At 46.3% G+C, this 21,989-nt stretch carries 21 protein-coding genes; 2 read left to right on the top strand and 19 right to left on the bottom strand.

The features are described 5' to 3' along the window. Positions 1-23 precede the first annotated feature (23 nt). From ACZ42W_RS05325 to ACZ42W_RS05300, 6 genes are all read right to left on the bottom strand, one after another. Positions 24-2,159, bottom strand: coding sequence for a glycoside hydrolase family 2 protein (locus ACZ42W_RS05325; protein ID WP_464168966.1), 2,136 nt, complete (start codon positions 2,157-2,159; stop codon positions 24-26). Between the two features lie 151 nt (positions 2,160-2,310). Further along, positions 2,311-2,742, bottom strand: a complete 432-nt coding sequence (locus ACZ42W_RS05320; protein WP_464168965.1) for a Fur family transcriptional regulator — start codon at positions 2,740-2,742, stop codon at positions 2,311-2,313. Between the two features lie 266 nt (positions 2,743-3,008). After that, complete coding sequence (locus ACZ42W_RS05315; protein WP_464168963.1) at positions 3,009-3,179, bottom strand: DUF362 domain-containing protein; 171 nt, start codon at positions 3,177-3,179, stop codon at positions 3,009-3,011. 118 nt (positions 3,180-3,297) lie between these two features. Continuing rightward, the gene (locus ACZ42W_RS05310) at positions 3,298-3,453 is read right to left on the bottom strand and encodes a hypothetical protein (RefSeq protein WP_464168961.1); all 156 of its coding nucleotides are present in this window, start codon (positions 3,451-3,453) and stop codon (positions 3,298-3,300) included. Between the two features lie 97 nt (positions 3,454-3,550). Next, a complete protein-coding gene (locus tag ACZ42W_RS05305; RefSeq protein WP_464168959.1) occupies positions 3,551-4,879 on the bottom strand; it encodes a vWA domain-containing protein in 1,329 nt (442 codons plus the stop codon). A 57-nt stretch (positions 4,880-4,936) separates the two neighbouring features. Next, positions 4,937-5,821 carry an AAA family ATPase gene (locus ACZ42W_RS05300; RefSeq protein ID WP_464168957.1) on the bottom strand — a complete coding sequence of 295 codons (885 nt, stop codon included), beginning with the start codon at positions 5,819-5,821 and terminating at the stop codon, positions 4,937-4,939. A gap of 121 nt (positions 5,822-5,942) precedes the next feature. Here ACZ42W_RS05300 and ACZ42W_RS05295 point away from each other — a divergent pair, with 121 nt between their 5' ends. Further along, positions 5,943-6,083 (top strand): hypothetical protein, encoded by a 141-nt coding sequence (locus ACZ42W_RS05295; protein WP_464168955.1) that lies wholly within the window; start codon positions 5,943-5,945, stop codon positions 6,081-6,083. A 318-nt stretch (positions 6,084-6,401) separates the two neighbouring features. On the opposite strand, the gene ACZ42W_RS05290 is transcribed toward ACZ42W_RS05295, so the two are convergent. From ACZ42W_RS05290 to ACZ42W_RS05255, 8 genes are all read right to left on the bottom strand, one after another. Next, positions 6,402-6,776, bottom strand: a complete 375-nt coding sequence (locus ACZ42W_RS05290) for a YlbF/YmcA family competence regulator (RefSeq protein WP_464168954.1) — start codon at positions 6,774-6,776, stop codon at positions 6,402-6,404. A 43-nt stretch (positions 6,777-6,819) separates the two neighbouring features. After that, complete coding sequence (locus tag ACZ42W_RS05285) at positions 6,820-7,539, bottom strand: hypothetical protein (RefSeq protein ID WP_464168953.1); 720 nt, start codon at positions 7,537-7,539, stop codon at positions 6,820-6,822. Between the two features lie 119 nt (positions 7,540-7,658). Beyond that, a complete protein-coding gene (locus ACZ42W_RS05280) occupies positions 7,659-8,150 on the bottom strand; it encodes a hypothetical protein (RefSeq protein ID WP_464168952.1) in 492 nt (163 codons plus the stop codon). Between the two features lie 28 nt (positions 8,151-8,178). Beyond that, positions 8,179-8,853, bottom strand: coding sequence for an HD-GYP domain-containing protein (locus tag ACZ42W_RS05275; RefSeq protein ID WP_464168951.1), 675 nt, complete (start codon positions 8,851-8,853; stop codon positions 8,179-8,181). A 22-nt stretch (positions 8,854-8,875) separates the two neighbouring features. Continuing rightward, positions 8,876-9,634, bottom strand: a complete 759-nt coding sequence (locus ACZ42W_RS05270) for a histidinol-phosphatase HisJ family protein (RefSeq protein ID WP_464168950.1) — start codon at positions 9,632-9,634, stop codon at positions 8,876-8,878. A gap of 19 nt (positions 9,635-9,653) precedes the next feature. Continuing rightward, complete coding sequence (locus tag ACZ42W_RS05265) at positions 9,654-10,976, bottom strand: metallopeptidase TldD-related protein (protein ID WP_464168949.1); 1,323 nt, start codon at positions 10,974-10,976, stop codon at positions 9,654-9,656. After that, positions 10,973-12,481 (bottom strand): TldD/PmbA family protein, encoded by a 1,509-nt coding sequence (locus tag ACZ42W_RS05260; protein ID WP_464168948.1) that lies wholly within the window; start codon positions 12,479-12,481, stop codon positions 10,973-10,975. The genes ACZ42W_RS05265 and ACZ42W_RS05260 overlap by 4 nt, the downstream gene beginning before the upstream one ends. A gap of 323 nt (positions 12,482-12,804) precedes the next feature. Further along, a complete protein-coding gene (locus ACZ42W_RS05255; protein ID WP_464168947.1) occupies positions 12,805-13,281 on the bottom strand; it encodes an N-acetyltransferase family protein in 477 nt (158 codons plus the stop codon). Between the two features lie 114 nt (positions 13,282-13,395). On the opposite strand from ACZ42W_RS05255, the gene ACZ42W_RS05250 reads away from it, so the two are divergent. Next, positions 13,396-14,310 carry a Na/Pi cotransporter family protein gene (locus ACZ42W_RS05250; RefSeq protein WP_464168946.1) on the top strand — a complete coding sequence of 305 codons (915 nt, stop codon included), beginning with the start codon at positions 13,396-13,398 and terminating at the stop codon, positions 14,308-14,310. Between the two features lie 570 nt (positions 14,311-14,880). Here the strand turns inward: ACZ42W_RS05250 and mobB are convergent. The 5 genes from mobB to selA form a co-directional block, all read right to left on the bottom strand. Beyond that, positions 14,881-15,375: a molybdopterin-guanine dinucleotide biosynthesis protein B gene (mobB, locus tag ACZ42W_RS05245; protein ID WP_464168945.1), complete on the bottom strand. Its 495-nt coding sequence runs from the start codon at positions 15,373-15,375 to the stop codon at positions 14,881-14,883. A 1-nt stretch (position 15,376) separates the two neighbouring features. Then, a complete protein-coding gene (locus ACZ42W_RS05240; protein ID WP_464168944.1) occupies positions 15,377-16,591 on the bottom strand; it encodes a molybdopterin molybdotransferase MoeA in 1,215 nt (404 codons plus the stop codon). 110 nt (positions 16,592-16,701) lie between these two features. Continuing rightward, the gene (locus tag ACZ42W_RS05235) at positions 16,702-18,663 is read right to left on the bottom strand and encodes a flagellar assembly protein A (RefSeq protein ID WP_464168943.1); all 1,962 of its coding nucleotides are present in this window, start codon (positions 18,661-18,663) and stop codon (positions 16,702-16,704) included. A 15-nt stretch (positions 18,664-18,678) separates the two neighbouring features. After that, positions 18,679-19,773, bottom strand: coding sequence for an LCP family protein (locus ACZ42W_RS05230; RefSeq protein ID WP_464168942.1), 1,095 nt, complete (start codon positions 19,771-19,773; stop codon positions 18,679-18,681). Positions 19,774-20,014: 241 nt separating this feature from the next. After that, positions 20,015-21,475 (bottom strand): L-seryl-tRNA(Sec) selenium transferase, encoded by a 1,461-nt coding sequence (gene selA, locus ACZ42W_RS05225; protein ID WP_464168941.1) that lies wholly within the window; start codon positions 21,473-21,475, stop codon positions 20,015-20,017. Positions 21,476-21,989: the final 514 nt, after the last annotated feature.

Raw genomic sequence — 21,989 nt, 5'->3', positions numbered from 1 at the left:
GTATGATTGTGCACTCTCCTCCGTTATCCCGCATAGAAGGCTTGAATCAATCGCCAAAGATAGAGGCCATCCTCCCACCGAAATAAACTCATCATACAAACCGTGGCGAGGACAAATCCTGGAACAAGAAAGAAGCTGGAATACCGTCCTCCAACACGACGTACGTCTCTGATTTTAAGGGGAAGAAAAAGAAGACTCAGGCCAATATAGACCAAGATTGGAATATAGTGCGGGATTCCCCAGGGCAGAAGTGCCCATAAAAGGGCAACAATCCAGTTCCATAGGTATCTTCGCTCGAGCCAAAGAGCAAGTCCCATCGTCGTAGGGGATTCTGGCATATGTGGAGCAACTACTCCCACTTGTAGCAAACGGCCCAAGGTAAAGAATAATCCTAAAATCAGCCAAACCAGCCAGGGGGATTGTAATCTAAAGGCTTCCCATAGTGGCCACTGATTAGGTAGCCATGGGGCCCAAGGCACTTCCACATAGAAAAGAAGGGAGGTGAGCACTCCAGCTAGGGTTATCTCCCGGCATAAAAGTGCAGAGCCCTGCCAGAACCAGGCCATTCTCAAGGCACGCTTTGGCTTTCTGGTATTAAGCTCCTTGTAGCGCCAATTCACAGAGGCTAAATTAGCCCAGGCGACTATCATTACAAAAAACGCCCAGAGCCCGCTCGCCCAACGTTCCTTTGGCCATTTTCCTATCGCCCCCCCAAAGGTCCCTTCGGGTAAATCGACCTCTCCCCATGCCCCCTGAATTTTCCCTTCAGTATACGTTGGGGAATATTCCGGTTGAAAGGCCAGCTGGTCGGTAAGCCGCACACTAAACGACGGAATCGGGCGTGTTAAAGATTGAACTTCCTTCTCATACGTTTGAAGCTGAGCTCTAGGATTAACTTCTAGGCCTTTCCCCGCAGTATAGGCCCATAGTGAGGGATGTAAACTCCCTGCCCGAATCAAATTTTCCCACACCCTTGGTTGGGTGAGGCGTTTTCCAGGGACCATCGCACTTCCAGGAAGTTCTGCCCAGATACCTATCCCGATTTTATCGGCCTCCTGGAACCAGAGTTCGTCAGGAAAAGTTCCGACAAAATAGAGGAGATTATATCCCTTATCTTTGCGTTCTTTAAGCCAGGTATTGATTTCTCCAGCTTCCCGCACACAGTATTCCTCATCCGGTAATATTGCCTGCCCTTTGATGGGTAGAGCTTTCCCATTCTCTAGAAACTCCCCTGCCTCAAAGCGTAGCGAAGAAAGTGCGATTGGAAACGCGAGGTCATCTTTACCCCCTTTTGCGTTCGTTACTGTCAGGTAAAGTTGATAGTGATAAGGATTCCCTGGACTCCATTTCCGCCCATTAGGGATGTCAAAGGCCATGCTAACGGATTGAACTGGATTTTCATCAGGATTCACTTGTAGTGTCGCTTGTGCCACTTCTGCTGACCCATCCGAAATAACTCCCTGAACCGACCAGGGTCCGTATTCCGAAAATCCATGATGACTCAGGAGGAAATTCACTTGAACCTTCGCAGTCTCTTTCTCCCATTGAACCTGAAGCTGAGGATTTTCTAGGCTCGTTTCCATCACTGCCTGCAAAGAAATAGACCCCGTAATCTGTCCTTTTACTGGAAACCGAGTTCCGAAAAGGGTCTGTTCTTGGGAGGGAGGTGCCGCCAACTCAAAGAGAATCAGATTATCCTGACCATAGTTGAGGGCTTTGACGGGAATCTCTAAACGCTCTATCCCACCTTCACTTTCTATTGTCCCAATCCGGTTGATACTTTCCATCCCGTTGAGATAAACAGTTAATCGCCCCTTCACTCCATTCAATTGAAGGAGCAGGCTCCGTGCGTTCCATTCAGCCGGAACCCTAAACGTTTTTGCAGCAACATGGAACTTTGCACTTGAGGGTAAATACCCTGTGGTTCCTCCGGTCAAACTGTGGGTAGATGCCCCTTGCTCAGTTTCGGTAATCCAAGCTTGCCGTAATGAAGTATACATTTCCCATTGCCCCGTGAGATCCATCTCCCAGCGCCCCGCACTAACAGATCCTGAAGCCGCCTTCAAGGGGATTTCGGGGGGTATCTTCCAATTCCAAATCAGTAGCCCTAGAGCAAAACCGAGTGCAATGATAAGTAGGAGGAGACGACGATTGAACATAGTGATTCTGCCCTTTCCCAATAAAATACCTTGTTTTTTCAATAGTTCTAGAAACTAACGAAAAATCCTTGCAAAACTTCTTAAGATGAAGAAAAAAGCCTGATCCACACGATCAGACTTGTTAAAACTCTCGATTATTACTCTTGAGTCTCTAATTATACTTTTTTAGATTTTTGGCACATTCGGGACAAACTCCATAAAACTCCATTCGGTGTCCCTGAACTTGGAAGCCCGTACTTTCTTCCACTTCCTTCTCTATATTAATCAAAGGGCGGTGGAAATCGACAACTCGCCCGCATTCCGTACAGGCCACATGATAATGATTACTCGGATTCCCATCAAAACGGCTCGACATATCTCCATAAGAGAGCTCTAAGATATGCCCATGCTCTTTCAACATATTCAGGGTATTGTATATGGTTCCTAGACTTACTCCAGGAAACTTCGCCTTCACATGATGATAGATTTCATCAGCCGTTGGATGAGTGTCCGTTCCCAAAAGAAACTCCAAAATTGCTTGCCGTTGGGGTGTAAAACGAACCCCTTTCTCTTTCAATTGTCTGAGAATTTCAATTGCACTCACGTCGCTCATCTCCTTGTTAAAATTATAAATCAAGCCTCAAAACAAAATAGAGATTAGTCGAAACCAAAAAAAGGGATCTGGTAGGACAAATAATTAAAATAAAAATCAGCTAGTAATATTTCCTAACTTACTAAGATAGGAAATATTTTCTAATACTCTTTATAATAATTACTATTTTCATAGTAATACAAAATCACATTACTGTCAACATTACATTGAAAAAGGGAGAGTACAAGCCCCTCCCCCCTTCTGGTACGTATTCGTTATTAAGCTTGGTTAGGAGCGCCAACTGGGCAAACTCCAGCACAAGAACCACAATCTGTGCAAGAATCAGCATCGATAACGTAACGGTCATCTCCAGCACTGATAGCACCTACTGGGCACTCAGCTTCGCAAGCTCCACAACTAATGCACTCATCATTAATTACATATGCCATTGTCAAACAACCCCTTTCTCCCCATTCTCATTTGTCACTATAACATAAGGGAAGAAAGTTAGGCAATATGTAATTAGATATTTTGTCCTCCACGATCAAAAATATTCATGGGAGTACACTAAATATCTCGATCTGGCCGATAAGGAACTTGATAAAGTCGTCTCATACAATGAGCACAATACGGTAAAATACGATTACTAACATGATTTCTTCGAAAAAGAACTTTAGCTAAATCTTCGTGTTCAAATCCACAGGATCGACATTTCTCCAACACCTGAATTTACCTCCTAGATTGTGAGCTTATGTACTATGTCGTAATGCCTATAGTATGCTCCCTTTTTCTAGAAATTAAACTTCAGCAAGAAATTCCTTTACAATCGTGTACCTAAGATACCTTGCAGATGTCCTAAGGTATAACACTCAAACATCTGACAATAAGGACGAAAAAGTTCAACTGTTTTTGTTTCCTTCCACCTTCTCTCAGGTAGAGTATTTAACCAGAGGATCTCTCTCACCTTGCCCTTTGTCGTCTTCAAAAGCTTTGCAGCCCTTTCCCCCTCGAGAGTCTGTGTGTCACTTAGGATGAAAAGAATCGTTCGACGGGAAAGAGATCCTACATAGTTCTTTAAAAGTTCTTCCAAGGAAATGGCAAGATTCGTCCCTCCTCCGAATTCTTGAGATACCTCAGGCATGGATACCTGAAGCATCCCTTGCAAGGAATTTGCTGAGCGAAGCTTCGGTGTTAAGTTTACCAGACGGTCTGCAAAGGCATAGGTCTCAATCCCACTCACAAGACTCGTTAAACCATAGACAAATTGCAGGATAAACTCAGTGTACTTCACCATAGATCCCGACACGTCGCAGAGCAAAACAAATTTTGGCCTCCCTCGACGTTTTGTCCGGTAACTTTGCTTTAGAAGAACTCCCCCATAGCCCATGTTTTCGCGGAGAGTACGACGCATATCCAAGCTTCCACGTTTCCCTTGAGCTAGACGTCGAGAAACTTGAGAGGCTAACCGTTGAGATAGACGCCGAATGAGCTTAATCACTTCAGGCCATTCTTCAGGGGGAATATCCTTTAGATCCCGCGTCATATAATGAATCTCTTTTTGACGCATCGCGCGTTCCACTTCACTTAATAGTCCAGCCTCACCCGGGGGGGCTAAGGGAAAATCCTCTTCACCTAACTTACGCCGCCAGAAATCTAAAGACCCCTGAAGTACACGCTCCACCATGGGCTGAAAGGAATGATCCAAAGGAACTCCATTCCTCATTCCTTCTCCAGAACGTTCTAGGAACTTCTTAAGACGCTCCTTCTCTCCTTCCGGCAGCTGCATGTAGGTCGCTCGCTGTTCCTCAGTAAGAGCTAACTCCTCTCCTTGAAAACGCAACTCCTCACGCGTTTGTGCTATTCCTTTTTCCCAGCGGTCAGATTGTTGCTGAGCCTGATTTTGCCATGAAGACTGTGCTTCCGGCGCCGCAAAGAATACCCGAAAAGCCTCTTGAAACCAAGGCACCTGAGTCACGGATTTCACCATCGTGGCTTGCAAAACCCCTTCAACCCTAGACTTATCCTCCAACCCAATCAGTGCCAGGCTGTAAAGAGCATCCTGGACCTCGGTTAGATTAATGGGAATGCCCCCGTCTCTTAAAAGCTGAACAAATTCGAGCAGATGACGATCTAGATCACTTCGTTCCATCAAGGGTTCCCCCCTCAAGTTCGTCTCTATGTATCCAAGGGACCAGACCAGTGAACGTCAGATTGACTTCGTATCCCAAAGTAAGCATTCCGCGCCCATCTCACGATAGAAAAGCTCCAAATCCTCTTTACTCTTAAGAAGTAGGTTCAAAGTCGCTTCGACCCATGCAGGATCGAGTTCAGTTTTCCCCATGACTAGTAACGCTTTCGTCCAATCCAAGGTTTCGGAAATAGAAGGAAGCTTTTGCAGGACCAACTTTTCTCGTAGTAGACCTACAGCCCTTGCGACTTGAAGGGCAAGTTTATCCGGAAGATCAGGATATTTTGTACGAAGAATCCGAACCTCCTTTTCTACCGAAGGAGAATTGACATAGAGAAAAATACAACGACGTTTCAGGGCATCCGAAAGCTCTCTCTCCCCATTCGAAGTCAGAATAACGAGTGGACGTTCCTTCGCTTTGATCGTCCCCATCTCTGGAACGGTGACCTGGAATTCGCCCAGAACCTCGAGTAAAAAGGCTTCAAACTCAGCATCCGTCTTATCTACCTCATCAATGAGTAGCACCGAGGGTTCCTCGCTCATTAACCCTTGAAGAAGAGGACGCGGAAGAAGGTAATCCATTGCGAATAAATCTTCCTCGCGCAGGTTATCCTCTTTCATCTGAATTCGAAGGAGCTGCCTCTGGTAATTCCACTCATAAAGCGCCTTATTCTCATCAAGTCCTTCGTAACACTGAAGTCGAATAAGTTGTGCAGACAGAATCTGACTCAGGGCTTTAGCAATCTCTGTCTTCCCAACCCCTGGCGGCCCGGCAATTAAGATGGGTTTCTCAAGCTGTGTTGCGAGATAGGCTGTCAAGGCAATGCGGTCTTCTTTTTCCGTGATATACCCGACTTGAGTCAAAGCCTTTTCAAATTCATCCAGAGTCATGTCAAGCTTCATGGGCGCCTCTCCTCTTTCTCACGTTCTTTTTCCAGCCGACTGTGGTTGATTGCTTCTATGATAACACGGATCGTGTCAGTTGAAAATTCAGAAAGTTTCACAAGGGGGATGGTGTGTAAAAGTGGAAACGATTTTGGGTGAGCGGCAAGCTGCAGTGCTCCGTTCATCTAATAGGTTCAGAGCCCGAATGCGGGGGAGCATTCGGCCGAAGGCGCTCGCTAGTCATCTTCGCTACCTTGCTGAACCTCAGGGTAATACCTGAAGTGAACCATAGCTCGGCTTCACGCTACGTCTCCGGTGCTCACGTCGCTCATCGGCCTAAAAGATTCTCTCCGCAATGCAGCTCGCCTGCCTTTGAAGCTCTTGTTATAGTCTGTTTATTTAGAAATGTCTGTGCAATAATCCTGTGAAACCGTAAAACAAAATCCTGGAGACAATCTCTACAATTCCCGCTCAGCGATACTTTCGGTATCCATCGAGAAAAGCTAAAAGCCGTTACCTCTTACAAAGATAACGGCAAAACTTAATGCGGCGATGATACCACTAGAATATATGTACTTAAACCTAAAATGACAAGCCCTTACGCTAACAGCTGAGGTTCATCAACCTCTTCAAAGCCTATGGGCAGAGCCTCTTGAATGGCATCCCCAATGATTTTTTGCACATCATTCACTAATCGAGAGATCCGGAACTCTGCTTCCAGATACTCCCGAGCCGCTGGATTTAAACTTAACAAGCTATACAGGCGTTCAAGATCCTGTTGCTTATCCTCAGAGATCTCTAACTGAAAGAGTTGCGACTGTTGGATTTCGAACTGTTTTTGTTGAAAATCTCGAATCATTCTATAGTGACTTTCATCAGCTTTAATCTTTTCTTTTGCCACGATGAAAGCGCGGTACTCATCTGACTCAGTTATTTCTTGTGCTAATTGATGAGCAGTCTCATATGTAGACATTCTTCTAACCCCTCTCTTCTCATTCCCCCATTATACCGACTTTTCACAGCGGTGCAAAGATTTCCTCTGGGAGAGTTTGTGTGACGAGCTTTGCTAATACTTCATAAGCCTCAAGCCGACTGTATGCTAATAGATCATCCCATTGTAATTTTTCAATTTCCCAAGGAGAATGAGCAGAGACACGACTCGCAAAACCAATCGGACGACCTCCGCCGAAAAGTTTTTCCAGCCTTCGAGCTGCTAGACTTATCGGACCACTGGGACGGGCAGTACAAAAAATCGGCTCAAGACATAGAGCAGGATTACCCCGATAAGTCACGAGAATATTTTGTCCGAATAAAGGCTCTACTCCAACCTTTTCACGACAGACCTTTTCATGTAGAGGAACGGGGTCTGGTATAACCTTTGCTCCCAACTTCCTCCAGAATTCTTTTTCTGAGGAGTAGTGAACAGGCGCCCTCAAAGCAATCGCTCCCATCTCCCGAGCAAAGCGTGCCACGTAACCCGCAAATTCCCGGTCCGAGGAATTCACAAGGGTTAACCCAGTGAGGACAATGAGACGTTCCGATGAGCTAATCAGCAATTCTCCGGCGGTTTCATCTTCTCCTAAGCTTAGGACATGATAACCTGGAAGTACCTGGAGTGACGGAGTGACACCTTTTCCCTTCTCTGTTAAAAAAGCGCCCAAAGCCTCCGCCCAATCTGACAAACCTTCTTCATCCCAATCCGTTATCGGATTCAAGGGTAGTTCCATCCACGGCATACTCTCGCTCCTCATCTCGCTGAATTTCTTCCATAGTTTGGCTAAAGATGAGAATTTCTATCCGAGAAATTTATGCAGGATACCCAAAAGCCATAGCGTAGCGAAGGTTATATCGCCCCCTACCTTAGCTCTTCCAGACCTGACCAGCACCTCAGATCAAAATCATAGAATAGAAGCCAGATGTATTGGAAATCCGACGCAGGGACGATAATTTTTGATAGATTGTCGTGAAAATCTCCCTCCTTAAACACTCGGGAGACAACACGTACGAGCAGAGCTAAGGGGGACTCATGGTCATACCCATGTGACTTCTCAGACTTCTGCAGGAGCAAGGCGTTTAGCCGCCGAATACATTCCTCTATGTTCTCGGGGGGACGTTCATTCGTCGTAGAACGGCCAAACATTCTTCGAGCCTCATCTGAGTCGTAGAACAAATGGGTCACCTCTACCCCGATTCGTATCCCTTTTACGTAATCCTCAATCACGATATCAGGACGGTCATTATGCTCTGCGATTCCAAAGCCAAGTCCATACTTTAGATTTAAAGCTTCTACTAGATCTAAGGCAGCACCTTCTTCTAGTAGCCATTTCTCATCCAGATTCTCATTCACAGAAAGCTCTCCTCCTGAACATGAAAATTTACAATTGAAAATTCTTCATCTCCTCGTTGAGCCATTCATCTAAGTTCCCGGGAGGCGAAGGAACATTGTCCAAAAACTTGAGAATTTCTTCACCCCAATAAGGATCATAGAGCACACCCAAAGCGGCACGCATTCTATTGATTGCCTCTTTTGGATCAAGCTGTTTTTTTCGGTGGCGACGAACTTCCATATTAGAGGCGTAATTGTCGAAAAGATGAAGTCCGCGTGCGAGCAAAGGAATTTCAGTCCCTCTTAATTTATAAGGAAATCCATTCCCTGAATAATTTTCATGATGTGCGGCAACCCCTTTAGCAATCCGCTCCCAAAAACGATTACCCGTTTGCCGATAGAAATCTAGAACGATTTCTTCCGAAATAAGTGGATGCTCAATATTATTTCGCCAGATCTTAAGTAATAACTCCCGATCCATATCCTGTAGTCTATCAGTAGAAAGGAGAACGTCTCGTGACCAACGGACTCTAGCGATATCATGCAAAAGACCCGTAGCCACACACTCATTTCGAGTAACCCAAGCTTGCTTTAAAAACAGCTTGCCTGATGGAGTTTCCGTAAACGCACTCATCAAGTAGCCGACCCTAAGGCTGTGATAATAACTCACATCATCGATCCAAGCCAAATCATTAAGAAGCTGTCGTATTTCTTGCTCGTACATAATCTGGCTCCTTTCTATGAACCTACAAAGGATAATAAACTTTTTTTCTTTGATCGAATCCAATCAACTGTATGATTCCTAGGCTTTTTAAAAGTTGCGCAGCCTCATCTAAATCTCGTCCCACAAACTCTGCTTGATGAGCATCTGACCCTAAGGTCATGGGGATTCCCCGTCTCTTTATCTCCTCAATCAATGTGACTTCCGGATAAAACTCTTTAACCGGCTTATAGCGCCCCGCGGTATTGAGTTCCAGCACTAATCCGTTTTCTTGAACACGTGTTAAGGCCGCATCTGCCAATTTGAGAACATCTGTCTGCGGGCGAACTCCAAAGATCTTTATTAGATCAAGATGTCCTATTGTAGTGAACAATCCGCTCACAGCCGCCATCTCTATCCAAGAAAAATATTCCTGATACATTTTGTCTGCATCTCGGTCCCGATGTGCCCCTTCTTGTTCAGGAATATCAAATATCCAGCCATTCATTTCGTGCACCGACCCAATGACATAATCAAAGGGAAATCGCGCAAGAAGCTCATTAATCTTGCCCTCTTCCTCCGGTCGATAGTCGACTTCCAGACCGATTCGAACCTTCAACTCTGGATAGTCTTCAGCGATCTCACGGATAAGTGACAAATTCAGATCCTCAAAATAGTAATCATGATCTGCAAAGCCAATCTCTTTAAGCCCCTTACTACGGGCTTGATTCAAGAATTCCCTAATATTTTCAGCATTAGCCAGCCGATCCTTATGACCAGTTAAGTGTACATGTAAGTCTAACATCTCTTAAAATTTCCTCCACCTACATATTCTGAACCCCAGTCCCCACCACAAGATAAGGTTTCGTCTCAAACTCCGGTCTCCCCAACTGTGTCACAGGAGATGCCAAATCCTTAAAGAAGTTTCCACTCAGCTTAACATCCCGCTTACCTACGATTTTTCCATTGAGGATGCGCAAACTCTGCGGAGCACTCAGAGAGTATTCACCTGAAACGCTATTTTGAGTGTGCATGCCTAAGACGGAAAGAATAAAGATTCCGTCTTCGATTTCGGTGAGCACATCCTCCCAGGGCTTTTCACAAGTCGATTTGAGGTATAGTCCTGAAGTACCGCTGGGAAGACCCGTTGGTCGCGCTCCCCAACGACGTGAATCCTTCATGCGCAGAATCGGGGTCTGCAGGGCTCCCTTCTGAACGAGAACCGTTCGTACTGCAGGTACCCCTTCAGAAGTGATCAGATAAGACCCCCATTCAAAGGGGCGCAGTGGATCTACAAGGAGGGTCAATGCATCACTAAAGATCTGTTTTTGGTTCTTAAAATCTTCGACCTTGAAGGCACTTTGTCCTTCCAAAACGCTTTGACCTAAGAAATTTGGCAGGATAAATTGCCCCAGAAAATCGCCTACCACACCTGGAGAGAAAACGACCGTCGTTTGAGAGGTAACTTCCAGTGCTTCTTTCTGTAAAGCTTCATAATAGGTCAGCGTTCGTTTCCAGATACTCTCCCACTCCTCAGGGCGGATGAGCCTCCTCTTAGCAAATCCTCCGCCGACAAGGCTATCAAAGGAAAAGGATAGAGAATACTGGGATTCCTGATAGGTGACAGATAGGCCCTTCGAATTACGAACATGCCGATAACCCCAAGCTGCTTGGATTCCAGCGTTCATTTTTGCAGCCTCAGGACGATCCTCAAGAAGTTTCCCAAGTTGGTCAAATAATAGCTGATCCTCTCCAGCCAAAATCATCTGTATTTCCCGGTCCTCTACGGCTACGAGAGGCAAGGGTTCAGGTAGAGTAACTTCTGCTCCCTCCGGATCTTCGTAAGACGCTTGGCGCCACTCTTCGAGTTGCTCTTGCCAATACTCTCTACTTCCTCGGGCCGGAGGAGCCTGGACTCTCGCTTGGCTCAAACGTCCATCTTCCCAGATAATATAGACCTCACCACTTTCCCCTTGTCGATAACTTGGTGGGGTATAAACACTTCCAGGAGAATTCTCCTTAATTCCTAAGGAGATGAGTTGTGCTTCCTGAACAAGCACTCTCCATTCCCTAATCTTTAGTTCCTCTTTTATCGGTGAGGTCTTTGCCTGATGAAGGAATTCTTCGATTTGTGCCACGAGTTTCATCCCTGTTCTCCCCCTAAGCTTACATTTTCATCACGGTCGAGAAGGAGATAGCGGTGACTCCCCCCGCTGGATGCGACGGATTGTCCACCTTTTCCGCATGTTCCAATGGCATCATAACACCCTCCCCCCATACCAGCGCGAATCGCTTGGAGAGCAGAAAGAATCTTACCACTGAAAATACTCGGTTGATAAATCGGCAATTCTGGATCAGCTACGTCGATAATCCCATCACATTGAAAGACAAAATCTCCTGTCTTTGGGTTGACTTGCCCACCACGATAACCTAGAAGAAGTAGATGTTTTCCTTCTACGTTAAGTTCTCCTGTCTCTTTCAATATCTCTCTCACTTGACGAACTTCATCCATCAAGCTCACTGCAGGGGGTAAAGGAATTTCTCGATCAACCATCAAGCGGATATTGGTCATCCGTGGAAGAGGAATATGCCCATAACTCTCAGCCCTTCCAGCTCCTGAGACAGGCATTCCAGCTTCTTCGGCAGAAAAAATATCCCCTAGCCCTGCCTGGAGTACTCCATCCTTTACGATCTCAACCGTTTCACGCACGAGCCCATTGGAAGAGTAGGGTTGAAACGCCCAGTCTCCCACCAAGGGGCCATCAGTAATATGTACGCCGGGACGTGCTACCCGCAGGCCTTTTCTTAGTTTTCCATTCTCTCCGAGAACAGATTCCTTGATATGATCAGATTCCACGGCATGGCCAAAGGCTTCATGTGCCAACCCTTTAGCCAAACCATAATCAATAATTAATGAATAATGTCCACTTGGCAGATTAGGCGCCTTGCATACTTCCTTCGCGAATCCAATCCTTTCCAGAATTCGCTTTTCAAGATCGCCATCCTCTTTTTCCTGAAGAAGAATCTCTGCATCAATCCCACTTCGTTGCACGAGAGCGTTCTTTGCACGTCCGTTCTCCCGTACTGTTCCCTGATGCATAAGTACTGATCGCGGAATGACAAAGGAAACAAGCGTACCATCGGATCGACCGATACACCAGGTATCTTCGACTTGCCGATAACTCGTCTGCCAGGAGTTCTCCGGGCTTTTTTCTAGCAACCGTTTATGGAGAAATAAAACCCGCTCCTGCAACTCTGTCAGAGAAAAATGAGCAAAATCGAGTTTTGAAGGATTTGTGCCCTCTTCTTCTAGCCGGGGAGCCTTAAAAATCTCTCGGTTTAACTCAGCCCCGATTTTCGCATTTCGCTCAGCAAGTGAGAGAGCACGTTTCTTGGCGTCCCGACCCGCCTCGAGCGTTAAAGCATCCACGGATGCAAAGCCAGAAGCTCCCTCAGGCGTAAAGGCTTGTATACCAATTCCGGTCTCCGAAGCTGTAGACACTCTCTCAAAGTTCCCGTTACTCAGCCTCATCCCCCATTCCCGTTTGGATTCGGCCCGAACAATAAAGTATGTGTTAGAGGCTTGATTTGAGGAGGAACTATCCTCCTTTAATATCTCTTGAACGATTCCACGTATATCCTTCCGATCCACGGTATTCCTCCATCTCCATAATTTAGAGTTATTATACCACTATCCGTCACTAAATCATAAGCTTCGTCATATCCTCAGACAAAGATCATAGTAGGGATAGTATACCTAGAACAAAAACAAAATATTTTTCCATAAATGTATATTGAAAAGTCTCCTGGGAAACACTCTAATTAGTCTCACGTTTTCCAATTTTTTATCCCCACTCCTCTCTTTTACTTCACTTGCGGCGCTTCGTCGCAAGCCTTTTTTTGTCATCCTCTTACTAATTACAAAGATGCAAGGAAGCTCTCTACTTCCTTGCATCTTTTCATACTTCCGAAACATTATTCCTTTAAAACCTTAACCATCAATTTCCGTTCTTCTGCATAGCCCAGATTTTGATATAGCTGAAGCGCTTGGAGGTTATGACTACTTACCGCTAAACCGAGATAATAAATCTTATTTTCTCGACAATACGCCTCCGCCGCCTCCATGAGGAGCTTACCGATTCCTTGCTTCCTATACTCCTGAAGAACCGCTAAATCCATGACCCAACCTTGATGTAAACCTGTTAATTCCTCAAGTGAGGTGGGATAAAGTACCAGATAACCTACTGATTCCGCTTGATCGTTTTCCGCGATAAAGACCTTCGAATCGGTTTGTTGAATCCAGGTCCAAAACCCTTTATGAATCTTGTCCCGGTATTTCAAGGTATCTTTCATAGGTTGTTGGCGCCACGGTGATATACTGACTGGAATGACTTCTTTTCCTAACTCATACATAAAAGGCCAATCTCGAACATTCCCCTGGCGAATGTGCATAACATCACCTCTCGGGATAATTTACGCACTACCCCCACGAGATGCGCCTGTTCTGCAAATTTAATATTCACCATATACTTTGAGATAGGAAAATAAAGAAAGGAGAGGCCTCCTTTGACCATTCTCCTTGCTCTCACTCTTGGACTCACTTTTCTTCTTTATGGCATGCATATCTTACGTTATGGTTTACAAGCCTTTGCGGGGGAAACCTTCAGAAATCTCCTGCATCGAATGACTTCAACTCCGTGGCGCGGCTTCTGGAGTGGAACCCTCTCAACTGCCGTTCTCCAATCCAGTACAGCACTCACTGTCATGGCTGTCTCCTTCGTGGATTCCGGACTCCTTCCCTTCCAAAATGCCCTGGGGCTCATTCTCGGGAGTAACATTGGTACTACCGTGACGACACAACTTCTCGCCCTTCCCTTAGAGCAGTTCATCCCCTATGCCCTACTAGTCGGAGGGTTAGGCTATCTTTTCTTCCCCGATCGTTGGCGTTATCTCGCCCTTTCTTGCTTGGGACTTGGGATGCTGTTTCTCGCCTTAAGCCTACTAGAAAGCGGCATGGCCCCACTCGCTGAACTTGAATGGATACAAAATTCTCTCCATCAGCTCGGCGATCATCACTTCAAGGGAGTAATCGCCGGAACCTTACTTTCTGGACTCCTTCATTCCTCCGCCGCTACGACCGGAATAGTCATGCTTCTCGCAGAAGATGGCTGGATAACCCTACCGACGGCCCTCGCCTTTATCTTCGGAGCCAATATCGGGACCTGCTTCACTGCAGTCCTAGCTTCCCTCGCAACTAACCGAGCTGCTCAACGGGTCGCAATCTTCCATGTGCTCTTGAACCTCTTCGGAGTTCTCCTCTTCCTACCGTTTCTCACTCCTCTGGCTAACTTTCTAGAGTGGATAGGAGGAAGCCTAAGCCTTCAAGTCGCTAATGCCCACACGCTGTTCAACGTCATCTCATCCTTAGTAGCTTTCCCGCTTCTTCCCTGGGCAACTCGACAGTTAGAACGGATACGCTAAACTCTTCTAATAGGGTAACCAGTCTTGCAAGTCGAGTTACGATACAGCCGCTCGGGAATACGCTCGCAAAGCAAACTAAGGGCGAAACTGCTTTTTGCAAGTTGCGGGGTACCCGCCTAAATCGCTCCTGCTCAATAGGCGGTGAGCAACGTCCATGTTGCTCACCCCGCTATCTCGGGTGCAGTTTAGCCCAAGTTTGCTAGCTGCTCGCGAAGAAACCTCGCGGTCTGTAATCGTAACTCACTTTGCAGGATGGCTTGCGTCCTATTTTGCATCACTAAAAAATGATCCTGCGTAGTACGGAGGCCACTTAGGGAAATCTTCAAAGACCCGAAAGCGTAGCTTCTCGCACAGGAGAGAACGATTTGCGGCGGAGGGGCGATAAAGTGAACGAAGCTTTCGTGGCATAGCGTAGCCACTGGTTCACTTCAGGTATTACCCTGAGGTTTGGCGAAGCTGCTACGGAAGCGAGAGAGCCAGCCCTGGAGCGCTAAGTGAACGGATGTGCGAGAAGCTACTCGACCCAGTCTGCTCACCAAAGCTTCATACGGCATTGTGCATTAGCTATGGCTACCCTAACCCATACTTCTCCGCGAGAAAGTCACAAATCCCAACCGCATCCTCTAAGTCGAAGCAGGGCACCCCTTCATCAAACGGCACATCGCTTGCAATCGCAATCAGATCTTCTGGCCGAGAATAAAGTTCCTCATGAACTTCGGAGCGAAAAACTTCAATCCGAGGTTTTTTTCCATGTTTATATCCTTCTGTAAAAATCAGATCTACATCCTGTATCCGTTCGAGGACCTGATCTAAAGTGCGTTCCTCTTGCACTGTTTCAAGGATCGCCATCTTATGAGGAGAAGAAATCGCGACTACATCTGCCCCAGCCTGTGCAAAGCGCCAAGTATCCTTTCCTGGCGTATCCATTTCAAAGCCATGAACATCATGCTTGACGACGGCAACCCGCCAGCCTCGACGTTTTACCTCACTTAATAACTTAACAAGGAGTGTCGTCTTTCCTGAATTCGAGTGTCTCCCCACGATCGATACCACAGGAATAGGCATTCTAATCTTCCTCCCAGGAGGAAATCCAGCGTGCTGTCAAGGTCTCCCCTTGTTTTACCGGCCCGTGTCCACCCGGTACATCAACAAGGAGGTGACTCCCCATCATCGAACGCAGGATACCAGAACCCTGGGCATAATTTGGATCCGCCCATATCTCTCCCTTGCGGAAAACTGCCCGCGCTCGTAAGAATCGTCTTTGCTTACCTGATTTTCCAAACCCACTGTCCATTCGAACTGGAAAAGTTCTTTCCTGGGAAGCCCGACCTTTTAGCTTTCGTAGCGCTGGTCGAACTAAAAGTTCAAAGGTGATTACCGCCGCAGCTGGATTTCCTGATAAGGAGAAGAAAACCTTATCACCCTTTACCCCCACAGCGGCTGGAGTCCCTGGCTTTAAATTCAGCTTCCAAAAAAGAAGCTCACACCCCATACCCGTCAGGGCTTCCCGAATCAAATCATAGTCTCCCTCAGAGGCTCCTCCCGTAGTTACGACTACATCGGTGTCCTGGAGCGCTTCGAGTGCCTGAATGGTCTCTTCTAAATCATCTGAGACGAAAGGAGCGACCTTTACCTCACAGCCTGCCTCAAGCAAAAGCCCCTTGATGGTATAGGTATTACTATTATATATTTTGCCCGGTAAGAGTGGGGTTCCCACATCCATCAGTTCTGAGCCCGTGGATAACACCCCCACCTTCGGCCGACGATAAACCTTAACCTCTTCAACCCCTAAAGAAGCAAGTAAACCAATCGCAGCGGGAGAGAGAAGTTCACCTGATTTCAAGGCAAGCTCCCCATGCTTCGTTTCCTCCCCTTTTAAGACCACATTTGAATGGGGCATAACGGGCTGGTGGATTATCACCTGTTCTCCTATTTGCTCCGTATCCTCCTGGCGTACCACACAATTTGCTCCCTGTAGTATAGGTGCCCCTGTAAAGATTCTCGCACATTCACCTGGGCCAAGGACTCGCTCCGACCAAGTCCCAGCCGGAATCTCGCTCACTATGTTTAAGGTCAGCGGGGCTGAATCTAAATCTCCCGCACAATAAACATATCCATCCAGAGGCGAGCGATCAAAGGGGGGCATATCAACTTGCGAATGAACGTCTCGTGCCAATACTCTCTGATAGGCATCAACTAAGCGTACCGTTTCTGGCTCAAGCGTCTTGACCCGAGCCAAGACGATTTCCAAAGCCCGTTCCAGAGAAATCATTGTTTCCATTTATCCCTACACCCTTTCGAAGTTAGATTAACTTGATGACTACCTGCTTATTCACATTGTGCTCTTTAGCTCTAAGTATTACAAGTCCGTCATTACCATCAATCTTACTTTTATTCCCCCCTCAAATGTTCCACCTGAACCCGCCCCATCTCGCGATAGACCTCAAGTGACCGATAAGGCTCCTCTATACGGATGATTTCTTTATCCACAATGATCATGACATTCGGATGACAAAACCCTACCTTTAAACGCTTTGCCCCAGGAAATTGAACCGTTGTCATACTGACCCCTGATCCGCCAAGCTCCTTAATCTCTACATTCCCTCCAGAGATAACCTTACCGCCCCGACAAACCCCATCAATCCTCAGATCCCCATCGGCACGGATATTCGAATTATAGGTCCCTTTACGACACTCAAATGTTCCACCACATTCCACGGTTGCTCCTTGGGCATATTCCACAAAGCAATTGAGCTTTTCCGGAACTTCAAGCGAGATATTTAGAATAATCTGCTCGAAGGCTTTATTCACACGCTCTAAAAAGGGTAAGGCCTGAGGATCAAGGGGGCCTAAACCCGCCAAGAAACGTTTTGCTGCCTGAGCTGCGATGATTAAGTCCTGATTGATAAGCTCGTCCTTTGTTCCTAAGACATATTTCTCCATTTCCACTGCACGCTTTGGTAATTCAGAAAATCTTCGTTCCAGTAAGATCTTAAGACACTGCCCAGGCCTAAGCCCTTTTGCATTCGGAGAGTTAATAAGTTCATTCGTATGCATAAGACACGCTGTTAATTCCTCGTGGAGTTCTTGAATTTTTCGTAAGAGTTCGGAGCGAACCACGAAGCGTTCCCCCACCACGAGTTTTCCAGCAAGGACATTATGATTAATGACAAGCCCTTTTTCTGCGCGAATCTCCGCTTTTGAAGTCGAACCCCGAATTTCAACCTTTCCACTGGAGTAGATATGCAGCCCATCTTGAACATTACCAGAGACATAGACATCACCAGGAAATTCGATACTACCAGAGGCCAAATCCACATCCTGATTCAGTATGTAGATACTTTCTACTCTATAGGAAGTATCATCTGTTCGAACAGGAAGACCTGCTGCTGTTGCAATGACCTCAAGTCCATCCTCAGATATACGGACATTCTTCTTTGCTTTGAACAGGAAATCCTTAGGCATAAGACCTTGGATTTCTTGTCCTCGAACGTCTTTTCCAGCGATACCTGGTTTACCCGGAATTTTCCTGGCCAGGATATCCCCTTCATGAACCAACTTCACCTTTGAAGCAAAGAAGTCGATTCGCTCGTCAGCAATATCATGCTGTTGCACTTCCCCAACATAATCCTCAAGCTGAGACGGTGTCGGTGCAATTGGTCGAGTTCCTTCTGCTAGAATAACCGTTTGGACTCCTTCAGCCGCTAAGACCTTCGACCATACCAAAGGAAGAACTCCATGGATAATTCCGCTATCCTGCAAATCAGTCTTTAGCTTCTCCTCATTCCAATAGGGTCCTTCAGGTTGCGCCTCTAACCAGCCCACCACTTTTTCGAAACGTAGGGTGACCTCGGCAGGAATAGCCTCAGGAAGTGTATATCTCCCTGACTTCTGATGAGTCACTATTGCAACTGCGCTTAACCCTTGATCCCGAATCGCAAGTTCCCAGGTTAGCTGCCCTAGATAAGAGGCAGGCTGAAACTCAAGAATTTCCCCGGGAACGGCCATGAAGGTCGATTCTTGGACCTGCCCCTCCCGATATAATGCTCCGGCTTGTGGATAGGGTACAACGAATTTTACTGTATCTGCCAATTCCAGGGTGTACTTCTTATCCTCTTCTTTCCACTGAACTGAGCAAACTTGTTCTTTCTCCTCCGTGGGAGCAACAGAAAGTTCACCCTCTTGATTCGAATCGCTTGGGTCCCAAGAAACACGGACCTTCCACTGACGCGAAAGAAGTCCTGGCTTTTCAAGGACTTCCACTTCTAGTTCCTCGGGGCCACACCTCCACGCCTGACTATATTCCTGGCGGATCCCCTCAAGAGAGCGCCCTCGCACGACTTCCTCTGGCATATCCCAACTCCCCCTCTACTTAATTATATCTATCTCTTTCGTACTTACAGCCTGCTGTTCGACTTCAATAGTCGAGAGGTCAAATTCCTGATATCCAGATGATTTCTGTCCATTCGGATCGACTGGATTCCCAGGAACTTTGGGTAATGGCTTCTGCGGACTCGTCACAATGGGTTTGAGTAAATCCACTTCCTGTTCTTCTATGACTTTAGCAGTCGTGATCCCTCGAAGAAGATTACGAACTACTTCCTTAGCTTCCGAAGGATCGACCTCCCAATAACTCATTCCATTAAGATCATTGAACTTTCCGGGTAGTGTCTGAGTATAAATCTCGGCATTCTCAAGTTGAACTGCAGCTTTAGATAGCTTAAGGATGTCTCCAAGTGCCAGATTCGTATTCACAGCCTCCTTCAATTGAGGAATTAGCCAAGGGAGCTTTGTTAAGGTACTTACCTGCAGCATCTCCTTCGCTACTGCTTTGAGAACCACTTGCTGCCGAGCTGTCCGCGAAATATCTGCGAATGCATCATGACGAAATCGTGCATACTGTAACGCTTTCGATCCGTCAAGCCTTTGAACTCCTTTTTTTAGATTGATGTACCCGTCCTCCTGATCCCCGGTTTCATAATACATATTTTTCTCGACATCGATTGTAACTCCGCCTAAGGTATCGATGATCTGCTTAAACCCATCAAAGTTCGTCTGAACATATCCAGCGACAGAAACCCCTGTGAGCTCCGAAACGACCTTTTGTAAGTTTTCAAGATCGCTTAGTGGGGCCACAGAGTTGATCTTAATATTCGAATGCCCGGGGATGGAAACCCGAGTATCTCGAGGGATGGATAACATACTAATTCGAGGCCCCGTGGGGTCAATTGTGGCGAGAATAATTGAATCGGTGTTAAATTTCTCCTCATTAGGCCGCTGATCTGCACCAACAAGCAGAAGGCTCACACGATTTTTAACCTCTTCTTCTGTCTCGCCCGCCGTTCCTCCAATCGCTGTATCCATTCCTGACCCAGATCTTTGCATACTATACCAAGCATATCCTGAAGCAATGACTCCAACCAAAGCAAGCACAATCAAGGTTAAGGATAATTTTTTCCTCACACAATCACTCCAAAAATATAAAAATAAATAAAAGAAAATGCTGAAAATACCCTTTGTGAAAATCTTAAAAATATTTTACCATATTTGTCACTACTAATTCCAGTTTAACCTCACGGGAGTGTTTTAAACAACAGAAAGATGTCGAAAAAAGAAAAAGCTTCTCCCTACGTTTGCGTTGGGGAGAGCTTCTAATGGCTTTTATAGCAATACTTTCTCAGCTGGGATATGGACTTGACTGCTACTACTCCTTGGAAGGGCTCCATTGAGAAAGTCGATTCAGGATTTCTTCTCTATCTCCCTCTAATAAAGTCCTCGGATCGAGAAGTAACCAGTCTTTTTGAATCCGTGCGAGGATAGGGATCTCTCCTCCCCTTAGGAATTCCTCAAGCAGAGTCACAGACCCTTCAACTGGCCTTAAGGCACACACCCAGGTAGGAAGATCTTCTGTCGGCCACGCCCCTCCTCCTACTTGGGAATAGTTCGCCTGGACCTCGACCTGAAACTCGGAATAGGCCTCGAGGTCTGCCTTCATCTGTTCTGCCTGGGCCTGACATTCCGCTTCTGGCATCGAAAGCATCTTCCAGACTGGAATTTTTTCGACCTCCCCGCTCTCATATAATCTGAGCGTCCCTTCCAAAGCAGCTAAGGTCAACTTGTCAATCCGTAAGGCCCGAGTCAATTGATTTTTCCTTAAAGCTTCAATGTCTTTGCGTTTTCCTACGATAATTCCTGCTTGAGGACCACCCAAGAGCTTGTCTCCGCTGAAGGTAACCAAGGAAATCCCTGCTTTGATCGCTTGACTAATCGTTGGTTCAGGATGAAAGCCAAGGGTAGAACCATCTAGAAAGCTTCCACTCCCTAAATCCTCAACCACAGAAATCCCATAGTGCGCTCCCAATTCAGTGAGTTCTTGCCCTGAGACGGAATGCGTGAAGCCTTCAATTCGATAGTTACTTGTATGGACCTTAAGCAGGATTGCCGTCTCTGGCCCAATCGCTCCCTCGTAATCTTTGAGCCAGGTTTTATTCGTGGAGCCCACTTCAACCAAACGTGCCCCTCCGGCTTTAAGGACCTCGGGAATCCTGAAGGAACCTCCAACCTCCACGAGTTCTCCCCTTGAGACGATAACTTCACGACCCTGGGCGAAGGTATTCATCACCAGAAGCACTGCGGCTGCATTATTATTCACGACCATCGCTGCCTCGGCTCCGGTCAAATGACATAACAGCTTCTCCACATGGACATAACGGGAACCGCGCTCTCCGGTTTCCAAATTCAGCTCAAGGTTACTATACCGACAAGCCTGTTCCGCGATAAATTCAGCGACTTGGGGAGCTAAAACTGCCCGCCCGCAATTGGTATGAAGAACAACTCCAGTCCCATTAATAACTCTTCTCAGACTTCTCGGGTTTATCACTAAGCCCTTCTGAAGCTTAGCGATGAGCCAAGGCCATAATTCTTTTTCGAACTCCCCACTTTGCAGGCTCCATAACCCCTCAGTGCTATTAGCCGATGCCTCTAAAGTTCCCTCATCTAAAATATTGTCCCGGGCTTCCTGAAGAACTTGACGAATCTTATCGGTTACACGCTGATTTATACTTTTATTCGCCAATATCGGACTGAATTCTTTCATGCCTTCGAGCTGAGCGAAGACCTCATGAACTGCAGGTAACGCTCGTAGCAAGGATTTCTTATCTCTCATAATCTGACACTCCTTAGTATTCAGACAAATTTCCAAGCATTTCTCCCTAACTTTCCCGCGCCATTTTTAGGATTTCGACAGGGCAGATAGCATATGATAGGCGTACATGCAAGACAGGAGGTACGAGCTTAATGAATTCTGCTCCCCTAACCCCGATTGAGATTCAAACTACGAACGACTACACTGGCCCCCATCAAGGTGTAGTACTTTCTTTCGACCTCGCTTTGAGAGCCTCTAAGAAACATTCACAGCCTTGTATTTTTTGCAACTCAACGGTTCAAACTCAAAACTTTAAAGGTAAAGTCGTTTGTTCGTCTTGTTTACAACATATCCCGGACTTATTCCTACATCATCGGGTTCAACTTGTGTGAAAAATATGTAAAGTTTCCACAACTTTTATTATTACATAGTTAAATTATCAACTCAACCTACGCAGAGCGAAATTTCAAAAGAAGAAGCATGCGCACTATGATAAACTGCACATGCTTCTTTCTCATTAATAAAACTCGGCATT

The organism is Desulfitobacterium elongatum, from assembly GCF_055378975.1.
The sequence above is the reverse complement of the archived record's forward strand: the minus strand, read 5'-3'. Positions and strand labels throughout refer to the sequence as shown.